The following is a 22,505-nucleotide window of genomic DNA, read 5'->3' as shown; positions in this document are numbered from 1 at the left end:
CTTGGCCCAGGCGCGGCTAACCCGCGTCAGACGCCCAGCGACTTCAGCTTGCGGTGCAGTGCGGAGCGCTCCATGCCGATGAACTCGGCGGTTTTCGAGATGTTGCCGCCGAAACGGTTGATCTGGGCGATCAGGTAGTCCTTCTCGAACTGCTCACGCGCTTCGCGCAACGGCAGCGCCATGATGTGCTGGTCGGATTGATTCGGCGTGCGCGGCATGACATCGCCGATCTCGGCCGGCAACAGATCGGCGGTGATCGGCGCATCGACGTCGTCGCCGCGCGCAAGGATCATCAGGCGCTCGACATTGTTGCGCAGCTGGCGAACGTTGCCCGGCCAGTTGTGCGCCTGCAGCACGGCCAGCGCGTCGTCGCCGATGCGGCGCGGCTTGATGCCGGCCTGACGGGCGATCTGCTTCATGAAATTGTCGACGAGGTAGGGAATATCCTCGCGCCGCTCGGCCAATCCAGGCACGATGACCGGAACCACCGCGAGGCGATGGTAAAGATCCTCGCGGAAACGCCCGTCGGCAATCATCGCTTCGAGGTTCTGCGAGGTCGAGGAGATGATGCGGACATCGACCTTGACCCGCTTGGTTCCCCCTACCCGCTCGAACTGCTGCTCGACCAGCACGCGCAGGATCTTGTTTTGCGTCTCGCGCGGCATGTCGGCCACCTCGTCGATGTAGAGGATACCGCGATGGGCCTCCTCCAGCGCGCCGACCTTGCGCTCGACGCCATTCGATTCGGTACCGAACAGCTCGATTTCCATGCGCTCGGGCGTGATGTTGGCGGCGCTCAGCGTCACGAAAGGTGCGCTCTTGCGCGCCGACAGCGTGTGGATGGCGCGCGCGGCCAGTTCCTTGCCCGAGCCCGACGGTCCGATGATCATCACGCGGCTGTTGGTCGGCGCGACGCGTTCGATGGTCTGGCGCAACTGGCTCATCGCCGACGACATGCCGATCAGATCGAAGGTTTCGCCGCTGCGCAGCTTGAGGTCGGAAACCTCGCGCCGCAATTTCGAGGTCTCGAGCGCACGCTCGGCAATAAGGATCAGCCTGTCGGCCTTGAACGGTTTTTCGATGAAGTCATAGGCGCCGCGACGGATGGCGGAAACCGCCGTTTCGATGTTGCCGTGGCCGGAAATCATCACCACCGGCAAGGTCGGATGCATGGTCTTGATCTCGTCGAGCAGCGCCAGCCCGTCCAGGCGCGAGCCCTGCAGCCAGATATCGAGGAAAATCAGCCGCGGCGCGCGATCAGCTATAGCAGCGAGCGCGCTGTCGGCATCGAATGCCGTGCGGGTTTCGTGACCTTCGTCGCTCAGTATGCCCGCGACGAGTTCACGGATGTCTTCCTCGTCATCGACGATGAGAATATCAGACGCCATTACCGACCTTTTCAGTTTCTCTTTCGTTTTCCGCCCTGCTTTCGCTGCGCGGAGCCGTTGCGGCCGCAGGCGGCAGGATGATGCTGATCATCGCGCCGCGCCCATCGTGGAAGTCCGCTGGAGCATCGTGTAGTTCCAGCCTGCCGCCATGGTCCTCCACGATCTTCTTGACGATAGCGAGGCCAAGTCCGGTGCCCTTCTCGCGTGTGGTCATGTAGGGCTCGAGCAGCCGTTGGCGATTCTCGCGCGGCAGGCCTTTGCCATTGTCGATGACGTCGATTCGAATCGCACCATTCTGGCGCCCGGCTTGAATCCGGATTATGCCGTGCGAACCGTCCTTCTGTTCCAATCCGTCGATGGCCTCGGCGGCGTTCTTGATCACATTGCCGAAAGCCTGCGCCATCAGGCGGCTGTCGAAAGTGCCCTTGAGCGGCTCGGTGCCGAAGATCCGCTCGAAAGTGATGTCGGCGCGGCTGACCTCGACCAGGAACGAGGCCTCACGCAGCGATTCGCGCAGATCTATCGCCTTCATCTCGGGCTTTGGCATGCGCGCGAACGCCGAGAATTCGTCGACCATACGGCCGATATCCTCAACCTGACGGATGATGGTGTCGGTGCATTGGTCGAAAACCTCGCGGTCCTCGGTAATCACCTTGCCGTAACGGCGCTTGATGCGTTCGGCCGAGAGCTGGATCGGCGTCAGCGGGTTCTTGATCTCGTGGGCGATACGCCGTGCCACATCAGCCCAGGCCGACGAGCGCTGCGCCTGAACCAGGTCGGTGATGTCGTCGACCGTCACGACATAGGATTTTTCCTCCGAACCGTCGTCGCCGGCCTCGATGGTGATCTGCACGTTGAAGGTCCGCTCGGCACCGGCGCGGTAAAAGGTCACCTGCTCGCGATAGACGGGTTTGCCGGACTTGCGACCGATCTCGAAGACGCGGCCGACATGCGGCAGCACGGCGGAAAGATTCTGCCCAAGGGCTGCGCTGGCCGAAATCGCCAGCATCGCCTCGGCCGAGCGGTTGACGATGGTGACGATGCCGTAGGGATCGACGCCGATGACGCCGGCGGTAACGCCGGCAAGCACGGCTTCGGAAAAGCGGCGCCGTTCGTCGATCAGGTCCTTGGCCGACAGGATCTCATTGCGCTGCGATTTCAGTTCGAGAAGCATCTTGTTGAAGGTATCGCCGAGCGAGGCGACATCGCCGTCCGAAGGCCTGACGGGAACCGCGACGTCGAGATTGCCGGTCGCCACCTCGTCGGCGGCGCCGATGAGCTGGCGAATAGGCCGCACCAGACGGTCGGCGACCGCAATGCCGGTCCAGATCGCGGACAGGATGATGATGAGCGTCAGCGACAGATAGGGCAGCGCGAAGGCCACCTGCGAGGTACGGCGGTTATCTTCCAGCCCCCGATATTCGTCGGTGTTGGACCTGACGATCTGCCGTGCCTTGATCACTTCGGGATCGACGAGCCGAATGGTGTAGAGATAGAGCCCTTCGATCTCCCGCAGCTTGACGATGGCGCCCATGATGTTGCGCGTTTTCGGTTCGATCAGCACCGGCTTGCCGTCGGCAGCGCTGGCCACCGCGCCTTCCGGCGGCTCGGGCATGGCGAACTCCGTATCGGTCTTGGCGCTCATGACGAAAGAGCCGTCCGGCTTGATCAGCGCCGCATGGGCCAGCGAACGGCCCACGGCTTCCTTGTTCATCAGGTCGAGAAAGCCGGTACGATCAAGGCCGTAGAGCGTGCGCGACGCATCGAGATCATAGGCCATGGACAATGTCGTGCCCTGGAGGTTGCGGGCATTTTCCTGGACATAGGCGTCGGCGATCGAGAGGGATGAATTGACGATCGTCTTGGTGCGGATCTCGAACCAGCGGTCAAGGCCGATGTCGAGCGTGATCGAGGCAATGATGGCCACCATGATGGCGGGAATGGCGGCAACCAGGGCGAACATGGCGACAATGCGCACATGCAGCCGCGAAGCGGCCTTACCATGCCGGCGCGCCATCAGGATGCGGTGCACCTCACGCCCGACCAGCGCGATAAGAAACAGGACGAAAGCCGCGTTGAGGGCAATCAACGCCAGCGTCGTCGACTCGTTCGGTGTGATCGGCGTGGCGCCAACGAGGATGGTGAACGAGATCGCCGCCGTCATCAGCGCGCCGACGACCGCGATCACACCCGGCAGCGCAAGCAGCCGGCGCCCGTCACGAGCGCCGGGTTCGCTGAAGAGCGGTTGGTTTGTTGTCGGTGCCTGCGGAGCCATGTCGCCGTCTAGAGCCATGATTGCGTCGGATGTATGCAACGCATTGTGGCGATTATGCAACAAGTGTGACCGAGACGGAAATCTTTCGCGAGCCGATCCCCTGAAAAGAGCGCGGGCTCAGATCAAGGCTCAGCCCTGCCGCGATGATTTGTAGACGTTGACGCCGAGCTCGCGGATCTTCTTGCGCAGCGTGTTGCGGTTCAAGCCCAGCAGTTCCGCAGCCTTGATCTGGTTGCCGCGCGTTGCCGTCATCGAGGCCAGGACGAGCGGAAACTCGACCTCGGACAGGATGCGCTGATAAAGCCCCGCCGGCGGCAATTCGCCGGCAAAGGAAGCGAAATAGCGCTGCAGGAAGTGCTCGACCGCCTGCCCGATCGACAAATCGTCGGGGATCAGATTGCCGCCACCCGGCACCACCGGACGTTCGCCGGTCTTGAGCTCCGCCTCGATGATCTCGGCGGAAATCTCGTCCTGCGAATAGAGCGCGGCGAGCCTGCGAACCAGGTTTTCCAGTTCGCGCACATTGCCCGGCCACGGATAGCGCTTCATCAACTCGATGCCGCCGGAAGAAATGCGCTTGGTCTGCAGGCCTTCCATTTCGCCGAGCTTGAAGAAATGGCGGACGAGGTCCGGCACATCCTCGGAGCGCTCACGCAGCGCCGGCAGCCGGAGCGGCACGACGTTGAGGCGATAGAAAAGATCCTCGCGGAAGAGCCCCTGGTTGATCAGCGTGCGCAGATCCTTGTTGGTGGCAGCGACGATGCGCACGTCGGTCTTGATCGGCGTGCGTCCGCCGACCGTGGTGTACTCGCCCTGCTGCAGCACGCGCAGCAGGCGCGTCTGCGCCTCCATCGGCATGTCGCCGATTTCATCGAGGAACAGCGTGCCGCCTTCGGCCTGCTCGAAGCGGCCGGTCGAGCGGTTCTGCGCGCCGGTGAAGGCACCCTTCTCGTGACCGAACAGTTCCGATTCGATCAGGTCACGCGGGATCGCCGCCATATTGATGGCGACGAAGGGGCCGCCGCGGCGGCGGCCATATTCATGCAGCGCGCGCGCCACCAGCTCCTTGCCGGTGCCGGATTCGCCCGAGATCATCACCGTCAGGTCGGTCTGCATCATGCGCGCCAGCATGCGGTAGATATCCTGCATGGCCGCCGAGCGGCCGACCAGCGGCATCGCGTCCGGCTGTTCTTCCGGCCGCGCATCGATCTTCGGCCGACGCGGCTCGGAAAGCGCCCGGTTGACGATGTTGAGCAGTTCGGTCAGGTCGAACGGCTTGGGCAGATATTCGTAAGCGCCGGTTTCGGAGGCGCGGATCGCCGTCATGAATGTGTTCTGGGCGCTCATGACGATAACCGGCAGCTCCGGCCTGGCCTTCTTGATGCGCGGCAGCATGTCGAAGGCGTTTTCGTCCGGCATCACCACATCGGTGATGACCAGATCGCCCTCGCCCGCCGCCACCCAGCGCCAAAGCGTCGAAGCGTTGGAGGTGACGCGCACCTCATGACCGGCGCGTGAAAGCGCCTGGTTGAGGACGGTGCGGATCGCCGCGTCGTCGTCGGCGACGAGAATATTGCCGCGAACGGTCATTTGAAGTCTCCTTCGCCGTCATCATCGGCGCCGTTTGGCGCTTCTTTCCAGGCCGGCATCAGGATGCGGAATGTGGTGCCGCGCGGCGTCGATTCGCATTCGATGATGCCGCCATGCTCGCCGACGATCTTGGCGACCAGCGCAAGACCCAACCCGGAGCCGTTCGGCTTGGTGGTGATGAACGGGTCGAACAGGATCGGCAGGATGTCTTCGGAGACGCCGGAGCCATTGTCGCGCACGCAGAATTCCAGCGGCAGCGACACGCGGTCCTGCGTGCCCGGAACGGAAACACGGATGCCCGGCCGGAAGGCGGTCGACAGCACGATCTCGCCCTGCGGGTCGCTGCCGATCGCCTCGGCAGCGTTCTTGACCAGGTTGAGGAACACCTGGATGAGCTGGTCGCGGTTGGCAAACACCGGAGGCAATGAAGGATCATAATCCTCCATTATCTTGATTTTCTTGGCAAAACCGTTCTTGGCAATCGCCTTCACATGGTCGAGCACGACATGGATATTGACGGGATAGCGATCGATCGGCCGCTCGTCGGAAAACACCTCCATGCGATCGACCAGCGATACGATGCGGTCCGTCTCGTCGGTGATCAGCCGCGTCAGCGCACGGTCCTCGTCGGAAGCCGACAGTTCAAGCAGTTGGGCCGCGCCCCGGATGCCTGAGAGCGGGTTCTTTATCTCATGGGCAAGCATCGCCGCCAGACCGGTCACCGAACGTGCGGCACCCCGATGCGTCATCTGCCGGTCGATCTTGTCGGCCATCGACCGTTCCTGGAACATCACCACGACGGAGCCCGGATATTCCGGCACCGGCGCGACGTAGAGATCGACGACCTTCTCGATGCCGAGACGCGGCGACGACACGTCGACCCGATACTCGTTGACCGGAGCCCGACGCTCGCGCACCTGATCGACCAGCGTCAGCAGCGGGCTGCCGAAGGGAATGAGTTTTGACAGCGTGTTCCGCGCCAGCATGGTCGCGCTCGAGCGAAAGAAGTCTTCCGCATCGGCGTTGGCGAAGGTGATGAACCCCTCCTCGCTGATCATGATCACCGGGCGACGGATGGTGTTGAGCACGATCTGGGCGGCATCCGCCATTTCAGCGCCCTGGCCGGCGGCGGCGTTCATGCGGCGCTCCGCAGGTTCAAGGGTTGCGGATCGCGCGAAAACACATCGCGCAGCAAGGCAATGACGCGCGCGGGCTGGAATGCAGTCAGTATGGCCTTTCGGCTGTCGTCGGCGACGCCGCCAGCATGCCGATCAAGATACCAGCCAAGATGCTTGCGCGCCTGGCGCAGGCCGCTTTCGGCGCCGTAGAGCGCCAGCATGTCCTCATAGTGGGCCACGATGTAGTCGGCGACCGCCGTCGAGTCCCGTGGCATGTTTGGCGTCGCCTCGCCGGTCGCTGCGGCCGCAATGCCGCCTGCAATCCAGGGCGCGCCATAATGGGCACGGCCGATCATCACGGCGTCGGCACCCGATTGATCGAGAATGTCGGCCGCTTCCGCCGGCGAAGAGACGTCACCATTGGCGACGACCGGGATGGACACGGCTTCCTTGACGCGGGCGATGGCGCGCCAGTCGGCCTTGCCCTGGTAGAACTGGCAGCGCGTCCGGCCGTGCACGGTCACCATCCTGACGCCGGCCTGTTCGGCGCGGCGCGCGAGCATCGGCGCATTGAGCGCGCCTTCGTCCCAGCCAAGCCGCATCTTGACCGTCACCGGCACCTCGACCGCGCCGACAACGGCGTCGATCAGCGACAGTGCGTGGTCGAGATCCAGCATCAATGCCGAACCCGCATAACCGCCGGTGACCTTCTTGGCCGGGCATCCCATGTTGATGTCGATAATGTCGGCCCCCTCACCGGCGGCGATTCTGGCACCTTCGGCCATGTGCATCGCCTCACGGCCTGCCAGCTGAACCATATGGACGGGCAGGCCGGAGTGGCGTATGCGCAGATTGAAACCGGCCCTGCCCTTGGCAAGCTCGCCGCTGGCAACCATTTCGGATACGACCAGGCCCGCTCCATGCGCGTGGGCACGCTGCCGGAACGGCTCGTCCGTAATCCCCGACATCGGTGCGAGGAACACGCGATTGCGGATTCTCACGCCACCGACATCGAGCGGCGCGGCCAATTTGGTCAAGTTAACCATGCACAAAAACCAAGCATCTTCATTCGTTGCACATTCTCTAGCCAGAACCGGCGCAATGTGCAACGCGGAATGACGCCACATTAAGGCGCAATTGGGAAAAATGCCGGCCTTCGGTTTTGGCCGCGACCAAAGCGCCGCGCGTCCCTGAGGACGCGCAAAAGACGCTTTGGAATTTCATACTTAGCGCACGATCTTTCCGAAAACCGATTACACTTTTCGGGATCGTGCGCTAGGACCAAACGGGCATGACTGACGCAAGTGAAAACCACGTTTCGGATGCGGACGGCAAGGTCGCGGTGGTGATCGTTGCGGCCGGCCGTGGTGCGCGCGCCGGACAGGCCAACGGACCGAAGCAATATCAACACATTGGCGGCTTTGCCGTCATTGCACACACGCTGGACATTTTTCTGGCCCACCCGCGGACCAGCGAGATCGTCGTCGCCATTCATGCCGATGACCATGAGTTGTTCCGGCAGGCGGCGGGCGCCAATGCCGAGCGCGTCACCGCCATCATGGGCGGGGCGACGAGGCAGGAATCCGTTCGGCTCGGCCTGCTTGCCCTTAGAGGCCACGCGCCGGCGCAGGTCCTGATCCATGACGCCGTGCGTCCGTTTGTCGATGCGGACCTGATAGATCGCACCATCGCCGCCATCGGCGAGCGCGAGGGCGCGTTGCCCGCTTTGCCCGTCGCCGACACGCTGAAGCGCGAATCGGCCTCCGGCGTGGTTGGCGAAACCGTATCGCGCAGCGGGCTTCACGCGGCGCAAACGCCACAGGGCTTTCCGTTCTGGCCCATTCTTGCCGCGCACGAGAAAGCCCATCATCTGGGAAAAATGGATTTTACCGACGATGCCGCGATCGCCGAATGGGCGCATATTCCGGTCAAGATCGTTCCGGGCTCGCCGGACAATGTCAAACTCACCTGGGCACGGGATATTGCGATGGCGGACCAGCGGCTTTCCGGCGAACGCGTGCGCTTTCCCGACATCCGTACCGGCAATGGCTACGACGTCCACGCCTTCGAACCGGGAGACCATGTCACTTTGTGTGGCGTCGCCATAGCGCACGACAAGAAGCTGTCCGGCCATTCCGACGCCGATGTCGGTCTGCACGCCTTGACCGATGCGCTGCTGGCGACTTGCGGCGCCGGCGACATCGGCACGCATTTCCCGCCATCCGACCCGCAGTGGAAAGGCGCTGCGTCGCGCATATTCGTCGAGCATGCGGCGAAACTGGTGCGCGCGCGCGGCGGCCGCATCGCCAATGCCGACATCACGCTGATCTGCGAAGCGCCGCGCGTCGGCCCGCATCGCGAGGCCATGACCGCAGCCCTTTCGCAGATGCTGGCAATTACGCCGGATCGCATCTCGATCAAGGCCACAACCAATGAGAAGCTCGGCTTTGTCGGGCGTGAGGAAGGCATTGCGGCGATCGCCACCGCCAGCGTGGTGTTTCCCGGCGAGGTGCCGGAATGACCCACAACGAGCTGGCAAATGCCCTGCTGCAAGCCTGCCAGAGACGCGGCATCATGCTGGCAACGGCGGAAAGCTGCACCGGCGGCATGATCATCGCCGCGTTGACCGACATCGCCGGCTCGTCCGCCGTGATCGATCGTGGCTTCATCACCTATTCCAACGAAGCCAAGATGGACATGCTCGGTGTTTCCGCCGCCACGCTCGAGGCGCATGGCGCGGTTTCGGGCGAGACTGCAATTGAAATGGCGGCAGGCGCGCTTGCCCGTTCGCGCGCCGGGCTGACCCTGGCGGTCACCGGGATCGCTGGGCCTGGCGGCGGTTCGGCGGAAAAACCGGTCGGCCTGGTCTGGTTCGGGGTTGCGCTGGACGGCCGACCGATTGTCGCCGAGCACCAGCGCTTTGCAGACAAAGGCCGCGATTTCATTCGTCGCGAAACGGTCCGGCAAGCGCTGGAGCTGGGCCTGCAAGCACTCGGCTAACCCTGGACCCGGGGTGCTGCACCGTAGATGACGTCGGCGCGCTTCTCAAAGGCTTCGGCGAACATGCGGAAGGCGCGATCGAACATGGTCCCCATGACCGCGCCCAGAATACGGCTCTTGAACTCGTAGTCGATGAAGAAGCGGACGGTGCACCCGGCGCCGTCCGCTTCGAAACGCCAGACGTTGCTCAAATATTTGAAGGGCCCGTCGATGTACTTCACGTCGATGGTGTTCTCGGCGGGCTTCAGCAGCACCTGCGTCGTGAAGGTTTCGCGGATCGCCTTGTAGCCGATGCTCATGTCGGCAAGCAGAACCGTGCGCCCGTCACGCTCCTTGCGCGAGCGAACCGTCAGCGCTTCGCAAAGCGGCAGGAATTGCGGATAGGATTCAACATCGGCGACCAGCGCGAACATCTGCTCGGGTGTATGGGATACGCGTCGGGTGGCTTCGAATTTTGGCATGAAACCAGCGGGTTAGGCTGTTTTCTTGAGAATCGCTTCCCGTGCCGCACGCAGCTTGGCGAAATCGTCGCCGGCGTGATGCGACGAACGCGTCAGCGGGCTGGACGCCACCAGCAGGAAACCCTTGGTCCGGCCGATCGTCTCGAAAGATTTAAACTCCTCCGGAGTGACGAAGCGGATCACCGGATGGTGCTTCTTCGACGGCTGCAGGTACTGGCCGATGGTCATGAAGTCGACATTGGCGGACCGCAGATCATCCATCAGCTGCAGGATTTCATTCCGTTCCTCGCCCAGCCCCACCATGATGCCGGACTTGGTGAAGATCGACGGATCAAGCTCCTTGACCCGCTGCAACAGCCGGATCGAATGGAAATAGCGGGCGCCCGGACGAACCGTCAGATAGTTCGACGGTACGGTTTCGAGATTGTGGTTGAAGACGTCGGGCTTGGCGGCCACGACGACCTCCAGCGCGCCGTCCTTGCGCAGGAAGTCGGGCGTCAGGATTTCGATCGTCGTCAGCGGCGTTGCCGCCCGGATGGCGCGAATGACTTCGGCGAAATGTTGCGCACCGCCATCGGCGAGGTCGTCGCGATCGACCGAGGTGATGACGACATGGGTCAAGCCCATCTGCTTGACCGCATGCGCCACGCGGGCCGGCTCATCGGGGTCAAGCGCGGTTGGAATGCCTGTGGCGACGTTGCAGAAGGCGCAGGCGCGGGTGCAGATCTCGCCCATGATCATGAAGGTGGCGTGCTTCTTTTCCCAGCATTCGCCGATGTTGGGGCAGCCAGCCTCTTCGCAGACCGTCACCAGCTTGTGCGATTTGACGATCTCGCGCGTTTCGGCATAGCCCTTCGACATCGGCGCCTTGACGCGGATCCAGTCGGGCTTGCGCAGCACGTCCTGGTCAGGCTTGTGCGCCTTTTCCGGATGCCGCAAGCGCGGGGCGTTGGCGATCGTATCGAGGACAGTGACCATCGGGGAACCTGGTTCATTCGCGACGCCAGTCAGGCGTTCGCTGTCATAACGTCATCTAGGACTTTTCAACGCAAAGAAAAAGGCCGCCGCGGCGCATGCCGCAACAGCCTTTTTCGCATGGCGCCTCTTCAGTGATGCTAACGGCGCACAAGACGCCCGGCCCAGATCAGCAGGCAGGCACCGATAAAGCCGGTGATGAGATAGGCAATCCAGCCGACGCCGAACGGGCCAAAATTGAGAGCCTGCAGAATGGCGTTCAGCACGACCGCGCCGACGATGCCCATAACGATGTTCATGAAGATGCCGGTGTCGCTCTTCATGAACATTTCGGCGAACCAGCCTGCCAGGCCGCCGATGATGATGGCTGCTATCCAGCCGACGCCATTCAGGTGCATATGCCTTCTCCTTGTGTGATGCGTGGAAACGCATCCGCAAACGAAGTACCTTGCCGCCGGGTTCCATCTGTAGCAGCGCTTTCAATCTATCAGGCGTTGAGCGCGCGGCCATAGGCGTCGAGCACGCTTTCCTTCATCATCTCCGACAGCGTCGGGTGCGGGAAGATGGTATGCATCAGCTCTTCCTCGGTGGTCTCCAGGTTCATCGCCACGACAAAGCCCTGGATCAGTTCGGTCACTTCGGCACCGACCATGTGGGCGCCGAGCAGTTGACCGGTCTTCTTGTCGAAGATGGTCTTGACGAAACCCTGATCCTCGCCGAGCGCAATGGCCTTGCCGTTGGCGGCGAACTGGAAGCGCCCGACCCGGATGTCCTTGCCCTCGGCCTTGGCTTTCGCTTCCGTCAGGCCGACCGAGGCAACCTGTGGATTGCAGTAGGTGCAGCCCGGAATCTTCAGCTTGTCGGTGGCATGCACGCCGGGAAAATCAGCGATCTTCTCGATGCACACCACGCCTTCATGCTCGGCCTTGTGGGCAAGCATCGGCGGGCCGGCGACATCGCCGATGGCATAGATGCCCGGCACATTGGTCTTGCCGTAGCCATCGATGACGACGCAGCCACGCTCCGTCTTCACGCCAAGCGCCTCGAGTCCGAGGCCCTCGATGTTGCCCTGCACGCCGACGGCCGAGATCATCCGATCGGCGGTGATCTTCTCAACCTTGCCGTCCTTCATCTCGACATGCGCCGTGACCGAATTGGGACCCTTCTCGACCTTGGTCACCTTGGCTTCGAGGATGATCTTCATGCCTTGCTTCTCGAACTGCTTCTGCGCGAATTTCGAGACTTCGGCATCCTCGACCGGCATCACCGCAGGCAGCAGTTCGACCACCGTTACTTCGGCGCCCATGGTGCGGTAGAAGGAGGCGAATTCGATGCCGATGGCGCCCGATCCCATGACCAGCAGCGACTTCGGCATCTCCTTCGGCACCATGGCCTCGAAATAGGTCCAGATCAGTCTGCCGTCAGGCTCGATGCCGGGCAGCGCACGTGGCCGCGCGCCGGTCGCCAGGATGATGTGCTTGGCGGTATACGTGCCCTCGCCCTTGACGCCTTTCGGCACCGGCGGCTGCGGCTCCATCGGCTTCTTGGCCGTCTTGGACACGACGATCTCGCCCGGCTTCGAAAGCTTGGCCTCGCCCCAGATGACGTCGACCTTGTTCTTCTTCATCAGGAAGGCAACGCCGCCATTCAACCGCAGCGAGACCTTTCGCGAGCGATCGACCACGGCCGCTGTGTCGGCGCTGACCTTGCCGTCGAGCTTCAGCCCGTAATCCTTCAGGTGATCCGAATAGTGCATGATCTCGGCCGAGCGCAGCAGCGCCTTGGTCGGGATGCAGCCCCAGTTGAGGCAAATGCCGCCGAGATGCTCGCGCTCGACGATCGCCGTCTTGAAGCCGAGTTGCGCGGAACGCACCGCGGTGACATAGCCGCCAGGGCCGGAGCCGATGATGATGACGTCGTAGTTCTCAGCCACGGGTTTTCTCCTTCACAATTCCAGCATGACGCGCACGACGGGTGCCAGCGCCTTGCCGATGTTTCGCGTGTTTTCGGCATCGAGATGGACGCCATCAAGCGGTGTGGTTTGCGCCACGCTGCCGGCGTCGAAGAAGCCGCAGCCGGCCTCGTCGGCGAGCGCTGCATATTGCGGTGCCAAAAACTTCGAGGCGTCATCGCCACCGGCGAACATTTCCTTGAAGTCGGCATTTTCAGTACGGCTGACGACAGGCGGCGAAACGATCAGTATCTGCGGCGCGGGCCAGTCGAACGGATAGTCGTGACCGCGCACGATGTCGATCAGCCGCTGAGTGCCCTGCTTGGCCGCGACGGGATTGCCGTGGATCCATGGCTTCATGTCGTTGGCGCCGAGCATGATGACAATCAGGTCGATCGGCGCATGGGTCGTCAGCACCGTTGGCAGCAGCCTGGCGCCGTTGCGATCCGCGCCGGCCAGATGGTCGTCGAAGGCCGTGGTGCGGCCGTTGAGGCCATCGGCAATCACTTGCACGCCGGCGCCTAACACTGCCTGGAGCACGCTGGGCCAGCGGTCTTCCAGCGCATGGCGGCCACCTTCGGCATTGTAGCCCCAGGTCAGCGAGTCGCCGTAGCAAAGAACCGTCTTCATGCGCCCACCTGTGCGTTAATCGAGCCGCGCCTCAACCGCCAGCGCACGAACAGCCAGTGAACCAGCACAGTGGCCAGGTTCGGCAAAACCAGGCCGGCGACGATCGGCAGGTCACCTCCCCACTGGCGCTTATCGACCGGCTGAGAGAACGTCCAACAGATCAGGCCGAGCCCGATCAGCACGAACAGGACAATTGCGCAGAGGCCCAGCCAGTTGATGATCGTCGGTGCGTTCGCAAAAAGCTGCGCGATGAAAAACATGATCGTCGTAGCAATGGTGACAAGCACCGACGTCATGAACACCAGAATGTATTCTTCCTGCGCATGGGTTGCGACCGCCAGCTGTTGAGCAACCAGGCCGCCTGCCAATCCTGACAGGAAAAACGCCATGAGGGAGGTGAAGAAGATCCGCACCGCCCTCTCCGTCCTAGACCAGCATGCCCATCGGGTTCTCGATCAGCCGCTTGAAGGCGACCAGCAGTTCGGCACCCAGCGCACCGTCGACGGCGCGGTGATCGGTCGACAGCGTCACCGACATCACCGTGGCGATCTTGATCTCGCCGTTCTTGACCACCGCCCGCTCCTCGCCGGCACCGACCGCCAGGATGGTCGCATGCGGCGGGTTGATGACGGCGGCAAAGTCCTTGATGCCGAACATGCCGAGGTTGGAAACAGCCGTGGTGCCGCCCTGATACTCTTCCGGCTTCAGCTTGCGGCTGCGCGCACGGCTGGCCAGGTCCTTCATCTCGTTGGAGATGGTGGACAGCGTCTTTTCGTCGGCATGCCGAATGATCGGTGTGATCAGGCCGCCCGGGATCGACACGGCAACGCCGACATCGGCATGCTTGTGCTTGACCATGGCGCTTTCGGTCCATGAGGCATTGGCATCCGGCACCGCCTTCAGTGCCATCGCCATCGCTTTGATGACCATGTCGTTGACCGACAGCTTGTAGGCCGGCGCCTCGCCCTTGTCAGTCTTCTTCACCGGGGCTGCCGCATTGATCTGCGTGCGCAGCGCCAGCAGCGCATCGAGCTCGCAGTCGAGCGTCAGGTAGAAATGCGGGATGGTGGTCTTGGCCTCGACCAGGCGCCGCGCAATGGTCTTGCGCATATTGTCATGCGGGACGAGTTCGTAGGAGCCCTGTTCGAACAGTTTCAGGACCTGATCATCCGACATCGCCTTTACCGCAGGCGCAGGAGCGCCAGCAGGAGCCTTGGCGGCAGGCGCCGCCTGGGCACCGCCACCGGCAATCGCCGCGTCGACATCCGCCTTCACCACCCGGCCATGTGGGCCGGTGCCAGTCACGGCAGACACATCGACACCGGCCTCCTTCGCGATGCGGCGCGCAAGCGGCGACGCGAAGGTGCGCTCGCCAGCCGCATGGCCGTTGGCAACCGGAGCCGCATCTGCCTTGGATGCGGTCGCGACCGGTTCGGCCTTGGGTGTCTCAGCCTTCGGTGCGTCAGCCTTGGGAGCCTCCGCTTTCGGCGTCTCGGCTTTGGCTGGTGCGGCAGCATCGCCGCTTTTCGCGGCAGCGCCCGCATCCTCGCCCTCTCCGGCGAGCACGGCGATCAGCGCATTGACCTTGACGCCTTCGGTGCCGGCGGGAACGACGAGCTTGGCAACCGTGCCCTCATCGACAGCCTCGACTTCCATCGTCGCCTTGTCGGTCTCGATCTCGGCAATCACATCGCCCGGCGAAACCTTGTCGCCTTCCTTGACGAGCCACTTGGACAGATTGCCCTCTTCCATCGTGGGCGACAGGGCCGGCATGGTGATGTTGATTGGCATTTTGTCCTCCCGCCCGGTTCAGCGATACGTGACGGCTTTGACCGCCTCGATGACTTCGCCGACATTCGGCAACGCCAGCTTCTCGAGGTTCGCCGCATAAGGCATCGGCACATCCTTGCCGGCGATGGTGATGACCGGCGCGTCAAGAAAATCGAAGGCGCGCTGCGACACCTGGTTGGCGATATGGTCGCCGACCGAGTTCTGCGGATAACCTTCCTCCACCACCACCAGGCGGTTGGTCTTCTTGACCGAGGCAATGATGGTGTCGAGATCGAGCGGCCGGATCGTGCGCAAGTCGATGATCTCGGCATCGATGCCAAGGCCACGCAGTTCCGCTTCAGCCTTGACCGCATAGGTCATGCCGATGCCGAAGGAGACGATGGTGACATCCTTGCCTGATTTATGGATGCGCGCCTTGCCGATCGGCAGCACGAAATCGTCCAGCTTCGGCACGTCGAAGGACTGACCGTAGAGGATTTCATTCTCGAGGAAGATGATCGGGTTCGGATCGCGGATCGCTGCCTTCAACAAGCCCTTGGCGTCAGCGGCGGTGTAGGGCATCACCACTTTCAGGCCCGGAATGTGGCTGTACCAGGCGGCATAGCACTGCGAGTGCTGAGCGGCGACGCGTGCGGCGGCGCCGTTCGGTCCACGGAACACGATCGGCGCGCCCATCTGGCCGCCCGACATATAGAGCGTCTTGGCGGCCGAGTTGATGATCTGGTCGATCGCCTGCATGGCGAAGTTGAAGGTCATGAACTCGACGATCGGCTTCAGGCCGGCCATCGCCGCACCCACGCCAACGCCGGCAAAGCCATGCTCGGTGATCGGCGTGTCGACGACGCGCCGCGGCCCGAATTCCTGCAGCAGGCCTTGCGTGATCTTGTAGGCGCCCTGGTATTCGGCAACCTCCTCGCCCATGACGAAGACATCGCCGTCGCGGCGCATTTCCTCGGCCATCGCATCGCGCAGCGCTTCGCGCACCGTGGTCGAGACCATTTCCGTGCCGGCCGGAATGTCCGGATCGGCGGCGACTTCCGACTTCGGAGCAGCAGCCACCGGCGCAGCCGGCTTTGCGGCCTCCGCCTTATCCTCTGCGGCCGCCGGAGCCTCTGCCTTTGCAGGCGCTTCCGCCTTGGCGGGCGCCGCGGCCTTGCCGATATCCCCGGCACTTTCGCCGTCCTGTAGCAGCACGGCGATCGGTGTGTTGACCTTGACGCCTTCGGTACCGGCGGCGATCAGGATCTTGCCCAGCGTGCCTTCGTCAACGGCTTCGACTTCCATCGTCGCCTTGTCGGTCTCGATCTCGGCGATGACGTCGCCGGCGACGACTTTGTCGCCCTCGTTCTTCAACCACTTCGAAAGATTGCCTTCTTCCATGGTCGGCGAGAGAGCGGGCATGAGAATTTCGATCGGCATGTCCTTGCCCTCCCGTTACAATACGATATCGGTCCAGAGCTCGGACGGATCCGGCTCCGCGTCGTTCTGGGCAAATTCGGCGGCATCCGCGACAATGTCGCGGACCTCCTTGTCGATGGTCTTGAGCTCGTCCTCGGTCGCCCACTTCTTTTCCATCAGCCGTGCCTTGACCTGCTCGATCGGGTCATGGTCCGAGCGCATCTTCTGCACTTCTTCCTTCGAGCGGTATTTCGCCGGGTCGGACATCGAGTGACCGCGATAGCGGTAGGTCTGCATTTCGAGAATGATCGGCCCGTTGCCGGCGCGGCACCATTCGGTCGCCTGGTCGCCGGCGGCCTTGACGGCGCGGACATCCATGCCGTCGACCTGGATGCCGGGAATCTTGAACGAGGCGCCACGGTGCGAAAAATTGGTTTCCGCCGAAGAGCGCGACACCGAGGTGCCCATGGCATAGCGGTTGTTCTCGATGATGTAGATCACCGGCAGCTTCCACAGCGAGGCCATGTTGAAGCTTTCATACACCTGGCCCTGGTTGGCCGCGCCGTCGCCGAAATAGGTCAGCGAAACATTGTTGTTGTCGCGGTAGCGGTTGGCGAAGGCCAAGCCCGTGCCGAGCGACACCTGCGCGCCGACGATGCCGTGGCCGCCGTAAAAGTGCTTTTCCTTGGAGAACATGTGCATGGAGCCGCCCTTGCCCCGGGACAGGCCGCCCCGACGCCCGGTCAACTCGGCCATGACGCCGCGCGGCGACAGTTCCATCGCCAGCATGTGGCCGTGGTCGCGATAGGCGGTGATCATCTGATCGCCATCGATCAGTGCCATCTTCATGCCGGTGACGACCGCTTCCTGGCCGATATAGAGGTGGCAGAAGCCGCCGATGAAACCCATGCCGTAAAGCTGGCCGGCCTTTTCCTCGAAACGACGGATGAGCAGCATGTGCCGGTAAGCGGCAAGCTCTTCGTCCTTGGTGAATTCGGCAGGCTTGGGGGCCGAAAGCCCCGATTTACCGTCGGATTTGGATTTGGCAGGCGCTTTTCTGGCGGCGGTGGCCATGCATCACTCCCTGTTGGCGTCTCTTTGTGGACATTAGAGCAGATGAAATCTGCTCTGGGGAGATCAGCTCTTCCCCACCGATTTAAGGGAGGCTAACACGCGTCAAAGCGTTGCGCCATGCTGAATTTGCATAGCTGGCATGCGCCTAAGCGATTAAAATCATTGAAAATATTGATGATTAACTTGAAATCAGTTATTTCGACGAGGTCGGCAACATAATGGTGATTTCGTCAGCCTGGGACAGATTGAGCGCCTTGCGTGCCTGCTCATCGAGCATGTCCTTTTCGAGCGTGCCTTCATGCATCAACCGAACGCGGCGCTCGAGTTCCATGCGGCGCGCCTTGATCACATCGAGCTGGCCTTGCAGCGCCACCGTCTGGGCTTCCAGCTGATATTTCGAATAGATGCCGAATTCGCCGTGATAGGCGTGAAAGCCGAAATAGGCCAGGAACGCCACGCAAAGCGAGGGAATGATCAGTCGGCCGGTGTTTCTCTGCTTGTGCTGACGCGTCCACATGATCCAAATCCTCGCGGCCACGAACTCATGCGGCTCCCCGTCTTTTTCGCCCGATTGTGCTTAACGGACGGTTACGGGTGACCTGTTGGGCGGCGTCGAAACAAAAAAGGGCGGGAATGCTCCCGCCCTTTTGTCCGGTATCGATGAGCCGGTGTTTCTGGATCAGCCCTTGACCACCGACTTGCCGGCATAGCTTGCCTGCTTGCCGAGTTCTTCCTCGATGCGGATCAGCTGGTTGTACTTGGCCATGCGGTCGGAGCGCGACAGCGAGCCTGTCTTGATCTGTCCGCAATTGGTGGCAACCGCGAGATCGGCGATGGTCGAATCCTCGGTTTCGCCCGAGCGGTGCGACATGACGGCAGTGTAGCCGGCCTTGTGCGCGGTCTCTACGGCGTCGAGCGTTTCCGTCAGCGAGCCGATCTGGTTGACCTTGACGAGGATCGAATTGGCAACGCCCATGCGGATGCCGTCGCGCAGCCGCGCCGTATTGGTGACGAACAGGTCGTCGCCGACCAGCTGCGTCTTCTTGCCGATCAGGTCGGTCAGGTACTTCCAGCCTTCCCAGTCGTCCTCGGCCAAGCCGTCCTCGATCGAGATGATCGGATAGTCGGCGGCAAGCTTGGCCAGGTATTTGGCCTGGGCCTTGGGATCGCGCGTCTTCTTCTCGCCCTCATAGACGTAGTTGCCGTCCTTGAAGAACTCGGTCGCGGCGCAATCGAGGCCCAGCGCGATCTCGTCGCCCGGCTTGAAGCCGGCCTGCTCGATCGATTCCATGATGAAATCGAGCGCCACAGGCGCGCTTTTCAGGTTCGGGGCAAAGCCGCCCTCGTCGCCGACATTGGTGTTGTGGCCGGCGTCCTTCAGTTTCTTGCGCAGCGTATGGAAGATTTCCGAACCCCAGCGGACACCTTCGCGCAGCGTCGGCGCGCCGATCGGCAGGATCATGAATTCCTGGAAATCGATCGGATTGTCGGCATGCGCGCCGCCATTGATGATGTTCATCATCGGTACCGGCAGGAGATGCGCCTTGGTGCCGCCGACATAGCGGTAGAGCGGCAGGCCGGCGGCATCGGCGGCCGCCTTGGCCACCGCTAGCGAAACGCCAAGAATGGCGTTGGCGCCAAGCCGGCTCTTGTTGGGCGTGCCGTCAAGCTCGATCATGGTCTGGTCGATATGGATCTGGTTTTCGGCTTCCATGCCGCCGATGGCCTCGAACAGCTCGCCGTTCACCGCTTCGACGGCCCTGAGCACGCCCTTGCCGAGATAGCGGGCGCCACCGTCGCGCAGTTCGACGGCCTCGTGGGCGCCGGTCGAAGCACCCGACGGCACCGCCGCGCGGCCCATCGAGCCGTCTTCGAGAATGACATCGACCTCGACGGTCGGATTTCCACGGCTGTCCAGGATTTCACGCCCGACAATGTCGATGATGGCGGTCATTTGCGATGTCCTCGATTGATCTGAAGAATGCCGCACGTCTTAGCCAAAGTGCTGCAAAAGGCAATCGGCCGGCCGGCAATTATTGCCGCGGCATCAGCCTCTGAACGATTCACGAAGCGCAAATCGCTGTCATCATAAGTCATGCACGGTCGGCTGACTTCCGGTTAAGGTGCAGCGCGCGGGGCGAAACAGGAGGAGTTTCGCCATGTCCCAGTTGAGTGGTATCGTGAGTCTGTTCCTGATCGCGGCGGCATTCCTGACGTCGTGCGACAATCAGCAGTCGCCGCCGAAGGCGATGGCCCCCTTACACGTCAGCGAATAAGCCAGAATACAAAGCGGCCCCGTCTCTCGACGGGGCCGCTTTGTCGTTGCTGTCAATGCCAGTAAGGCGTGACCTTGTAGTAATTGTAAGATTCGTCGCGCGCCGCCTCGCCATCCGCCCCGCTCAATTCGTTGATCGAATAGGCAGGCGCCGCCCTGAGTTGTTCCTTGGAAAACGGCACGACATAGCCGCCCTTGTCCTCATCATAGTCGAGGCTCGCCCACGGAATGGCGTGATATTTTTCGCCAATGCCGAGGAAGCCGCCAAAACCGATCACCGCGAACATGATGCCGTTCGTCATCTTGTCGAGCATCACATCCTCGATGCTTCCGATGCTCGTGCCTTCGGTATTGTAGACCGATGTACCGATGACCCGTGAAGCGGCGATGGCTTGGGTGTGACCTGTCTGGGTTGTCATGATTGTGCTCCTCATTGTGGTTTAGAACCATACTTGGACAATGAGGGGCGCGGGCGAAGGTTCCCGACTTTTTCGGCGACGCCCGGTCACTCCGAGAGGATGAAGGTAACCTTCATATTGACGCGATAAGCAACAATCTTGCCGTCTTGGACGACGATCTTCTGGTCCTGGATCCAAGCGCCCTCGACGTTCTTCAGGGTTTTCGAGGCGCGCGCAATTCCCTGTTCGATGGCGTCCTGAAAGCTCTTCTTCGACGACGATGTGATTTCGGTGACGCGGGCGACGGACATGGCTTCCTCCTGCCAAAACGCTCAGTTGCAAGGCAAGCGTATAGCCGGCTCGTGCCTTCCACAAGCGCCGGCGGTCGGCAGGGTATGCGTCCGGCCTTAGAGGCCCTTGGCGATACGGTCGAATGCCATCAGCCGCTCGAGCAGGGCTGGCATGTCCTTTAACGGCAGCATGTTCGGACCATCCGACGAGGTCGAATTGTCAGGATCCTGGTGGGTCTCGATGAACACGCCGGCAACACCGACAGCGACGGCCGCGCGCGCCAGCGTCTCGACAAAACGACGTTCACCGCCCGAGGACCCACCCTGCCCGCCCGGTTGCTGCACCGAATGGGTGGCATCGAAGATCACCGGCGCGCCGATTTCGGCCATGATGGGAAGAGCGCGCATGTCGGAGACCAGCGTGTTGTAGCCGAAGGAGGCGCCGCGCTCGGTGGTCAGCACATTGGCATTGCCGGAACCGGTGATCTTGGCGACGACGTTCTTCATGTCCCAGGGGGCGAGGAACTGCCCCTTCTTCACATTGATCACCTTGCCGGTTTTCGCCGCGGCGACCAGCATGTCGGTCTGGCGCGACAGGAAAGCCGGAATCTGCAGGACGTCGACATGCGGCGCGACGATGGCGCACTGCTCCTCGGTGTGGACATCGGTCAGCACGGGGAGCGAAAATTCCTTGCGCAGTTCGTCGAAGACGGGAAGGGCTGCGTCCATGCCGGCGCCGCGCGTCGCCGACAGCGAGGTGCGGTTGGCCTTGTCGTAGCTGGTCTTGTAGACGAGGCCTATGCCGAGCCTGCCGGTCAGTTCCTTCAGTGCGCCGGCCATGTCGAAGGCATGCTGGCGCGATTCAAACTGGCACGGGCCGGCGATCAGGGACAAAGCCGCCCTGTTGTCGAAGACGACATTGCCGACGGCTACAGACGAATTGGGCGCCATCGAATTGGACGGTTGCGGCTTGCTCATGGGATCTCCCGGAAGATGAAGGCCGCGCCCTGTCCGGGTGCAGGCCGCACGACGATATCATTGCCCGCTATATCGTGTTGGACGGAATTGGCTGCAAGCAGCCTCGATGTCACATCGGCGTTCCGAACCGAAAAGACCACCGCTGCGCAGCGTAGATCTGTCGGCGCGCCGGCCGGCAGGCCGAAGCGCGCGGTGAAAGCCGCGCGGTCAAGCACGCTCAAATCCGCATTCGGCAAGGGAAAAATGCCGCCCTGCCCGTCGGCGGCCGGATCATCCACCGCCACGGAAATCAGCCCATGCTGCTTTCCGGGCGCATCGCTGACCGCCAAGATCTCGACAATTCCGGTCGCGCCGTTGGCGTGGGCCTGCAAAGCCGTGCGATCAACATCAGGCGCGTTGACCCGCTCGCAGGCAAACAGGAAGGCGTCCGTGGCCTCGGCTCCGGCCGCAAAGGCGAGCTTGAACGACGCGACGTCGCTTTTGCCGGCCGGGTCGGTGAAGGCGCGCGAAAAACCCAGCATGTCTCCCGCCGAGATGCCAGCATCGACATAGCGTGCATGGTCGGCATCGGCATTGCCCGTGCCCAGAACAATGGCGGAAAATCCCTCGTCGCCGTTGCTGTCGCGATAGGCGCGATCACGCGCGACGAAGACATTGCCGTCTGCGATAGACTTTCCCGCCACCTGCTCGTCGCCGACCGCCAAAGGTTCGAGATAGGTGCCGTCGGCCAGGAAAACACAGCAGTTTTCCGTTCCGAACGGATGGATACCGGTCGGGGCAACGACGAAGCCAAGCGCGGTGAGCCGGGCTCGCGCCACATCGAGGCTGTGCGTCGGCAGCACCAGATGATCGAGCGGATGGGTGCCTGCGGCTGCGGTTCTGGTCATGCAGGCGCGATGTGCATCATTCCGCA

At 62.4% G+C, this 22,505-nt stretch carries 22 protein-coding genes; 2 read left to right on the top strand and 20 right to left on the bottom strand.

From position 1 onward, the window contains the following. Nucleotides 1-26: 26 nt before the first annotated feature. The 5 genes from NP945_RS09975 to dusB form a co-directional block, all read right to left on the bottom strand. The gene (locus NP945_RS09975) at nt 27-1,388 is read right to left on the bottom strand and encodes a sigma-54 dependent transcriptional regulator (RefSeq protein ID WP_023812026.1); all 1,362 of its coding nucleotides are present in this window, start codon (nt 1,386-1,388) and stop codon (nt 27-29) included. Beyond that, entirely contained in the window at nt 1,378-3,663 is a 2,286-nt protein-coding gene (locus NP945_RS09970) for a PAS domain-containing sensor histidine kinase (protein WP_127328257.1), read from the bottom strand. Before NP945_RS09970 ends, NP945_RS09975 begins: the two co-directional genes overlap by 11 nt. A gap of 129 nt (nt 3,664-3,792) precedes the next feature. Beyond that, the gene (gene ntrC, locus NP945_RS09965; protein WP_127322922.1) at nt 3,793-5,253 is read right to left on the bottom strand and encodes a nitrogen regulation protein NR(I); all 1,461 of its coding nucleotides are present in this window, start codon (nt 5,251-5,253) and stop codon (nt 3,793-3,795) included. Further along, nucleotides 5,250-6,392 carry a nitrogen regulation protein NR(II) gene (locus NP945_RS09960; protein ID WP_256746236.1) on the bottom strand — a complete coding sequence of 381 codons (1,143 nt, stop codon included), beginning with the start codon at nt 6,390-6,392 and terminating at the stop codon, nt 5,250-5,252. The genes ntrC and NP945_RS09960 overlap by 4 nt, the downstream gene beginning before the upstream one ends. Next, nucleotides 6,389-7,417, bottom strand: a complete 1,029-nt coding sequence (dusB, locus tag NP945_RS09955; protein ID WP_127397069.1) for a tRNA dihydrouridine synthase DusB — start codon at nt 7,415-7,417, stop codon at nt 6,389-6,391. Before dusB ends, NP945_RS09960 begins: the two co-directional genes overlap by 4 nt. Nucleotides 7,418-7,662: 245 nt before the next feature. Here dusB and NP945_RS09950 point away from each other — a divergent pair, with 245 nt between their 5' ends. Together NP945_RS09950 and NP945_RS09945 are read left to right on the top strand one after the other, a co-directional pair. After that, complete coding sequence (locus NP945_RS09950; protein ID WP_127397070.1) at nt 7,663-8,892, top strand: bifunctional 2-C-methyl-D-erythritol 4-phosphate cytidylyltransferase/2-C-methyl-D-erythritol 2,4-cyclodiphosphate synthase; 1,230 nt, start codon at nt 7,663-7,665, stop codon at nt 8,890-8,892. After that, nucleotides 8,889-9,371, top strand: coding sequence for a CinA family protein (locus NP945_RS09945; RefSeq protein ID WP_256746235.1), 483 nt, complete (start codon nt 8,889-8,891; stop codon nt 9,369-9,371). Before NP945_RS09950 ends, NP945_RS09945 begins: the two co-directional genes overlap by 4 nt. Here NP945_RS09945 and NP945_RS09940 read toward each other — a convergent pair. The 15 genes from NP945_RS09940 to NP945_RS09870 form a co-directional block, all read right to left on the bottom strand. Next, nucleotides 9,368-9,832: a type II toxin-antitoxin system RatA family toxin gene (locus NP945_RS09940; protein ID WP_127267305.1), complete on the bottom strand. Its 465-nt coding sequence runs from the start codon at nt 9,830-9,832 to the stop codon at nt 9,368-9,370. The genes NP945_RS09945 and NP945_RS09940 overlap by 4 nt on opposite strands. Before the next feature lie 12 nt (nt 9,833-9,844). Further along, nucleotides 9,845-10,810, bottom strand: a complete 966-nt coding sequence (lipA, locus tag NP945_RS09935) for a lipoyl synthase (RefSeq protein WP_127408712.1) — start codon at nt 10,808-10,810, stop codon at nt 9,845-9,847. 137 nt (nt 10,811-10,947) lie between these two features. Next, nucleotides 10,948-11,205, bottom strand: a complete 258-nt coding sequence (locus NP945_RS09930; RefSeq protein ID WP_127322932.1) for a GlsB/YeaQ/YmgE family stress response membrane protein — start codon at nt 11,203-11,205, stop codon at nt 10,948-10,950. 89 nt (nt 11,206-11,294) lie between these two features. Next, nucleotides 11,295-12,740, bottom strand: coding sequence for a dihydrolipoyl dehydrogenase (gene lpdA / locus NP945_RS09925; protein WP_256746234.1), 1,446 nt, complete (start codon nt 12,738-12,740; stop codon nt 11,295-11,297). A gap of 12 nt (nt 12,741-12,752) precedes the next feature. Then, nucleotides 12,753-13,388 carry an SGNH/GDSL hydrolase family protein gene (locus NP945_RS09920; protein WP_256746233.1) on the bottom strand — a complete coding sequence of 212 codons (636 nt, stop codon included), beginning with the start codon at nt 13,386-13,388 and terminating at the stop codon, nt 12,753-12,755. Then, a complete protein-coding gene (locus NP945_RS09915; RefSeq protein WP_256746232.1) occupies nt 13,385-13,801 on the bottom strand; it encodes a hypothetical protein in 417 nt (138 codons plus the stop codon). The genes NP945_RS09920 and NP945_RS09915 overlap by 4 nt, the downstream gene beginning before the upstream one ends. A 13-nt stretch (nt 13,802-13,814) precedes the next feature. Further along, complete coding sequence (locus tag NP945_RS09910; RefSeq protein WP_256746231.1) at nt 13,815-15,179, bottom strand: pyruvate dehydrogenase complex dihydrolipoamide acetyltransferase; 1,365 nt, start codon at nt 15,177-15,179, stop codon at nt 13,815-13,817. Between the two features lie 18 nt (nt 15,180-15,197). Further along, complete coding sequence (locus NP945_RS09905; protein ID WP_256746230.1) at nt 15,198-16,598, bottom strand: pyruvate dehydrogenase complex E1 component subunit beta; 1,401 nt, start codon at nt 16,596-16,598, stop codon at nt 15,198-15,200. A 15-nt stretch (nt 16,599-16,613) separates the two neighbouring features. Next, complete coding sequence (gene pdhA, locus NP945_RS09900) at nt 16,614-17,651, bottom strand: pyruvate dehydrogenase (acetyl-transferring) E1 component subunit alpha (RefSeq protein ID WP_127272717.1); 1,038 nt, start codon at nt 17,649-17,651, stop codon at nt 16,614-16,616. A gap of 193 nt (nt 17,652-17,844) precedes the next feature. Continuing rightward, nucleotides 17,845-18,168 (bottom strand): septum formation initiator family protein, encoded by a 324-nt coding sequence (locus NP945_RS09895; protein WP_127270588.1) that lies wholly within the window; start codon nt 18,166-18,168, stop codon nt 17,845-17,847. A gap of 162 nt (nt 18,169-18,330) precedes the next feature. After that, on the bottom strand, nt 18,331-19,605 hold the full coding sequence (gene eno, locus NP945_RS09890; protein WP_127273626.1) for a phosphopyruvate hydratase: 1,275 nt from the start codon (nt 19,603-19,605) through the stop codon (nt 18,331-18,333). Nucleotides 19,606-19,979: 374 nt separating this feature from the next. Continuing rightward, nucleotides 19,980-20,345, bottom strand: a complete 366-nt coding sequence (locus NP945_RS09885) for a PRC-barrel domain-containing protein (RefSeq protein ID WP_127270592.1) — start codon at nt 20,343-20,345, stop codon at nt 19,980-19,982. Between the two features lie 86 nt (nt 20,346-20,431). Further along, the gene (locus NP945_RS09880; protein ID WP_256746229.1) at nt 20,432-20,635 is read right to left on the bottom strand and encodes a dodecin family protein; all 204 of its coding nucleotides are present in this window, start codon (nt 20,633-20,635) and stop codon (nt 20,432-20,434) included. A 96-nt stretch (nt 20,636-20,731) separates the two neighbouring features. After that, nucleotides 20,732-21,592: a 3-deoxy-8-phosphooctulonate synthase gene (gene kdsA, locus NP945_RS09875; protein ID WP_256746228.1), complete on the bottom strand. Its 861-nt coding sequence runs from the start codon at nt 21,590-21,592 to the stop codon at nt 20,732-20,734. Continuing rightward, nucleotides 21,589-22,479, bottom strand: coding sequence for a VOC family protein (locus NP945_RS09870; protein WP_256746227.1), 891 nt, complete (start codon nt 22,477-22,479; stop codon nt 21,589-21,591). Before NP945_RS09870 ends, kdsA begins: the two co-directional genes overlap by 4 nt. Nucleotides 22,480-22,505: the final 26 nt, after the last annotated feature.

This window comes from Mesorhizobium sp. LMG17149 (genome assembly GCF_024518695.1).
In the GTDB taxonomy this organism is placed as follows: Bacteria; Pseudomonadota; Alphaproteobacteria; order Rhizobiales; family Rhizobiaceae; genus Mesorhizobium.
This window is presented reverse-complemented; position numbering and strand designations above follow the sequence as displayed.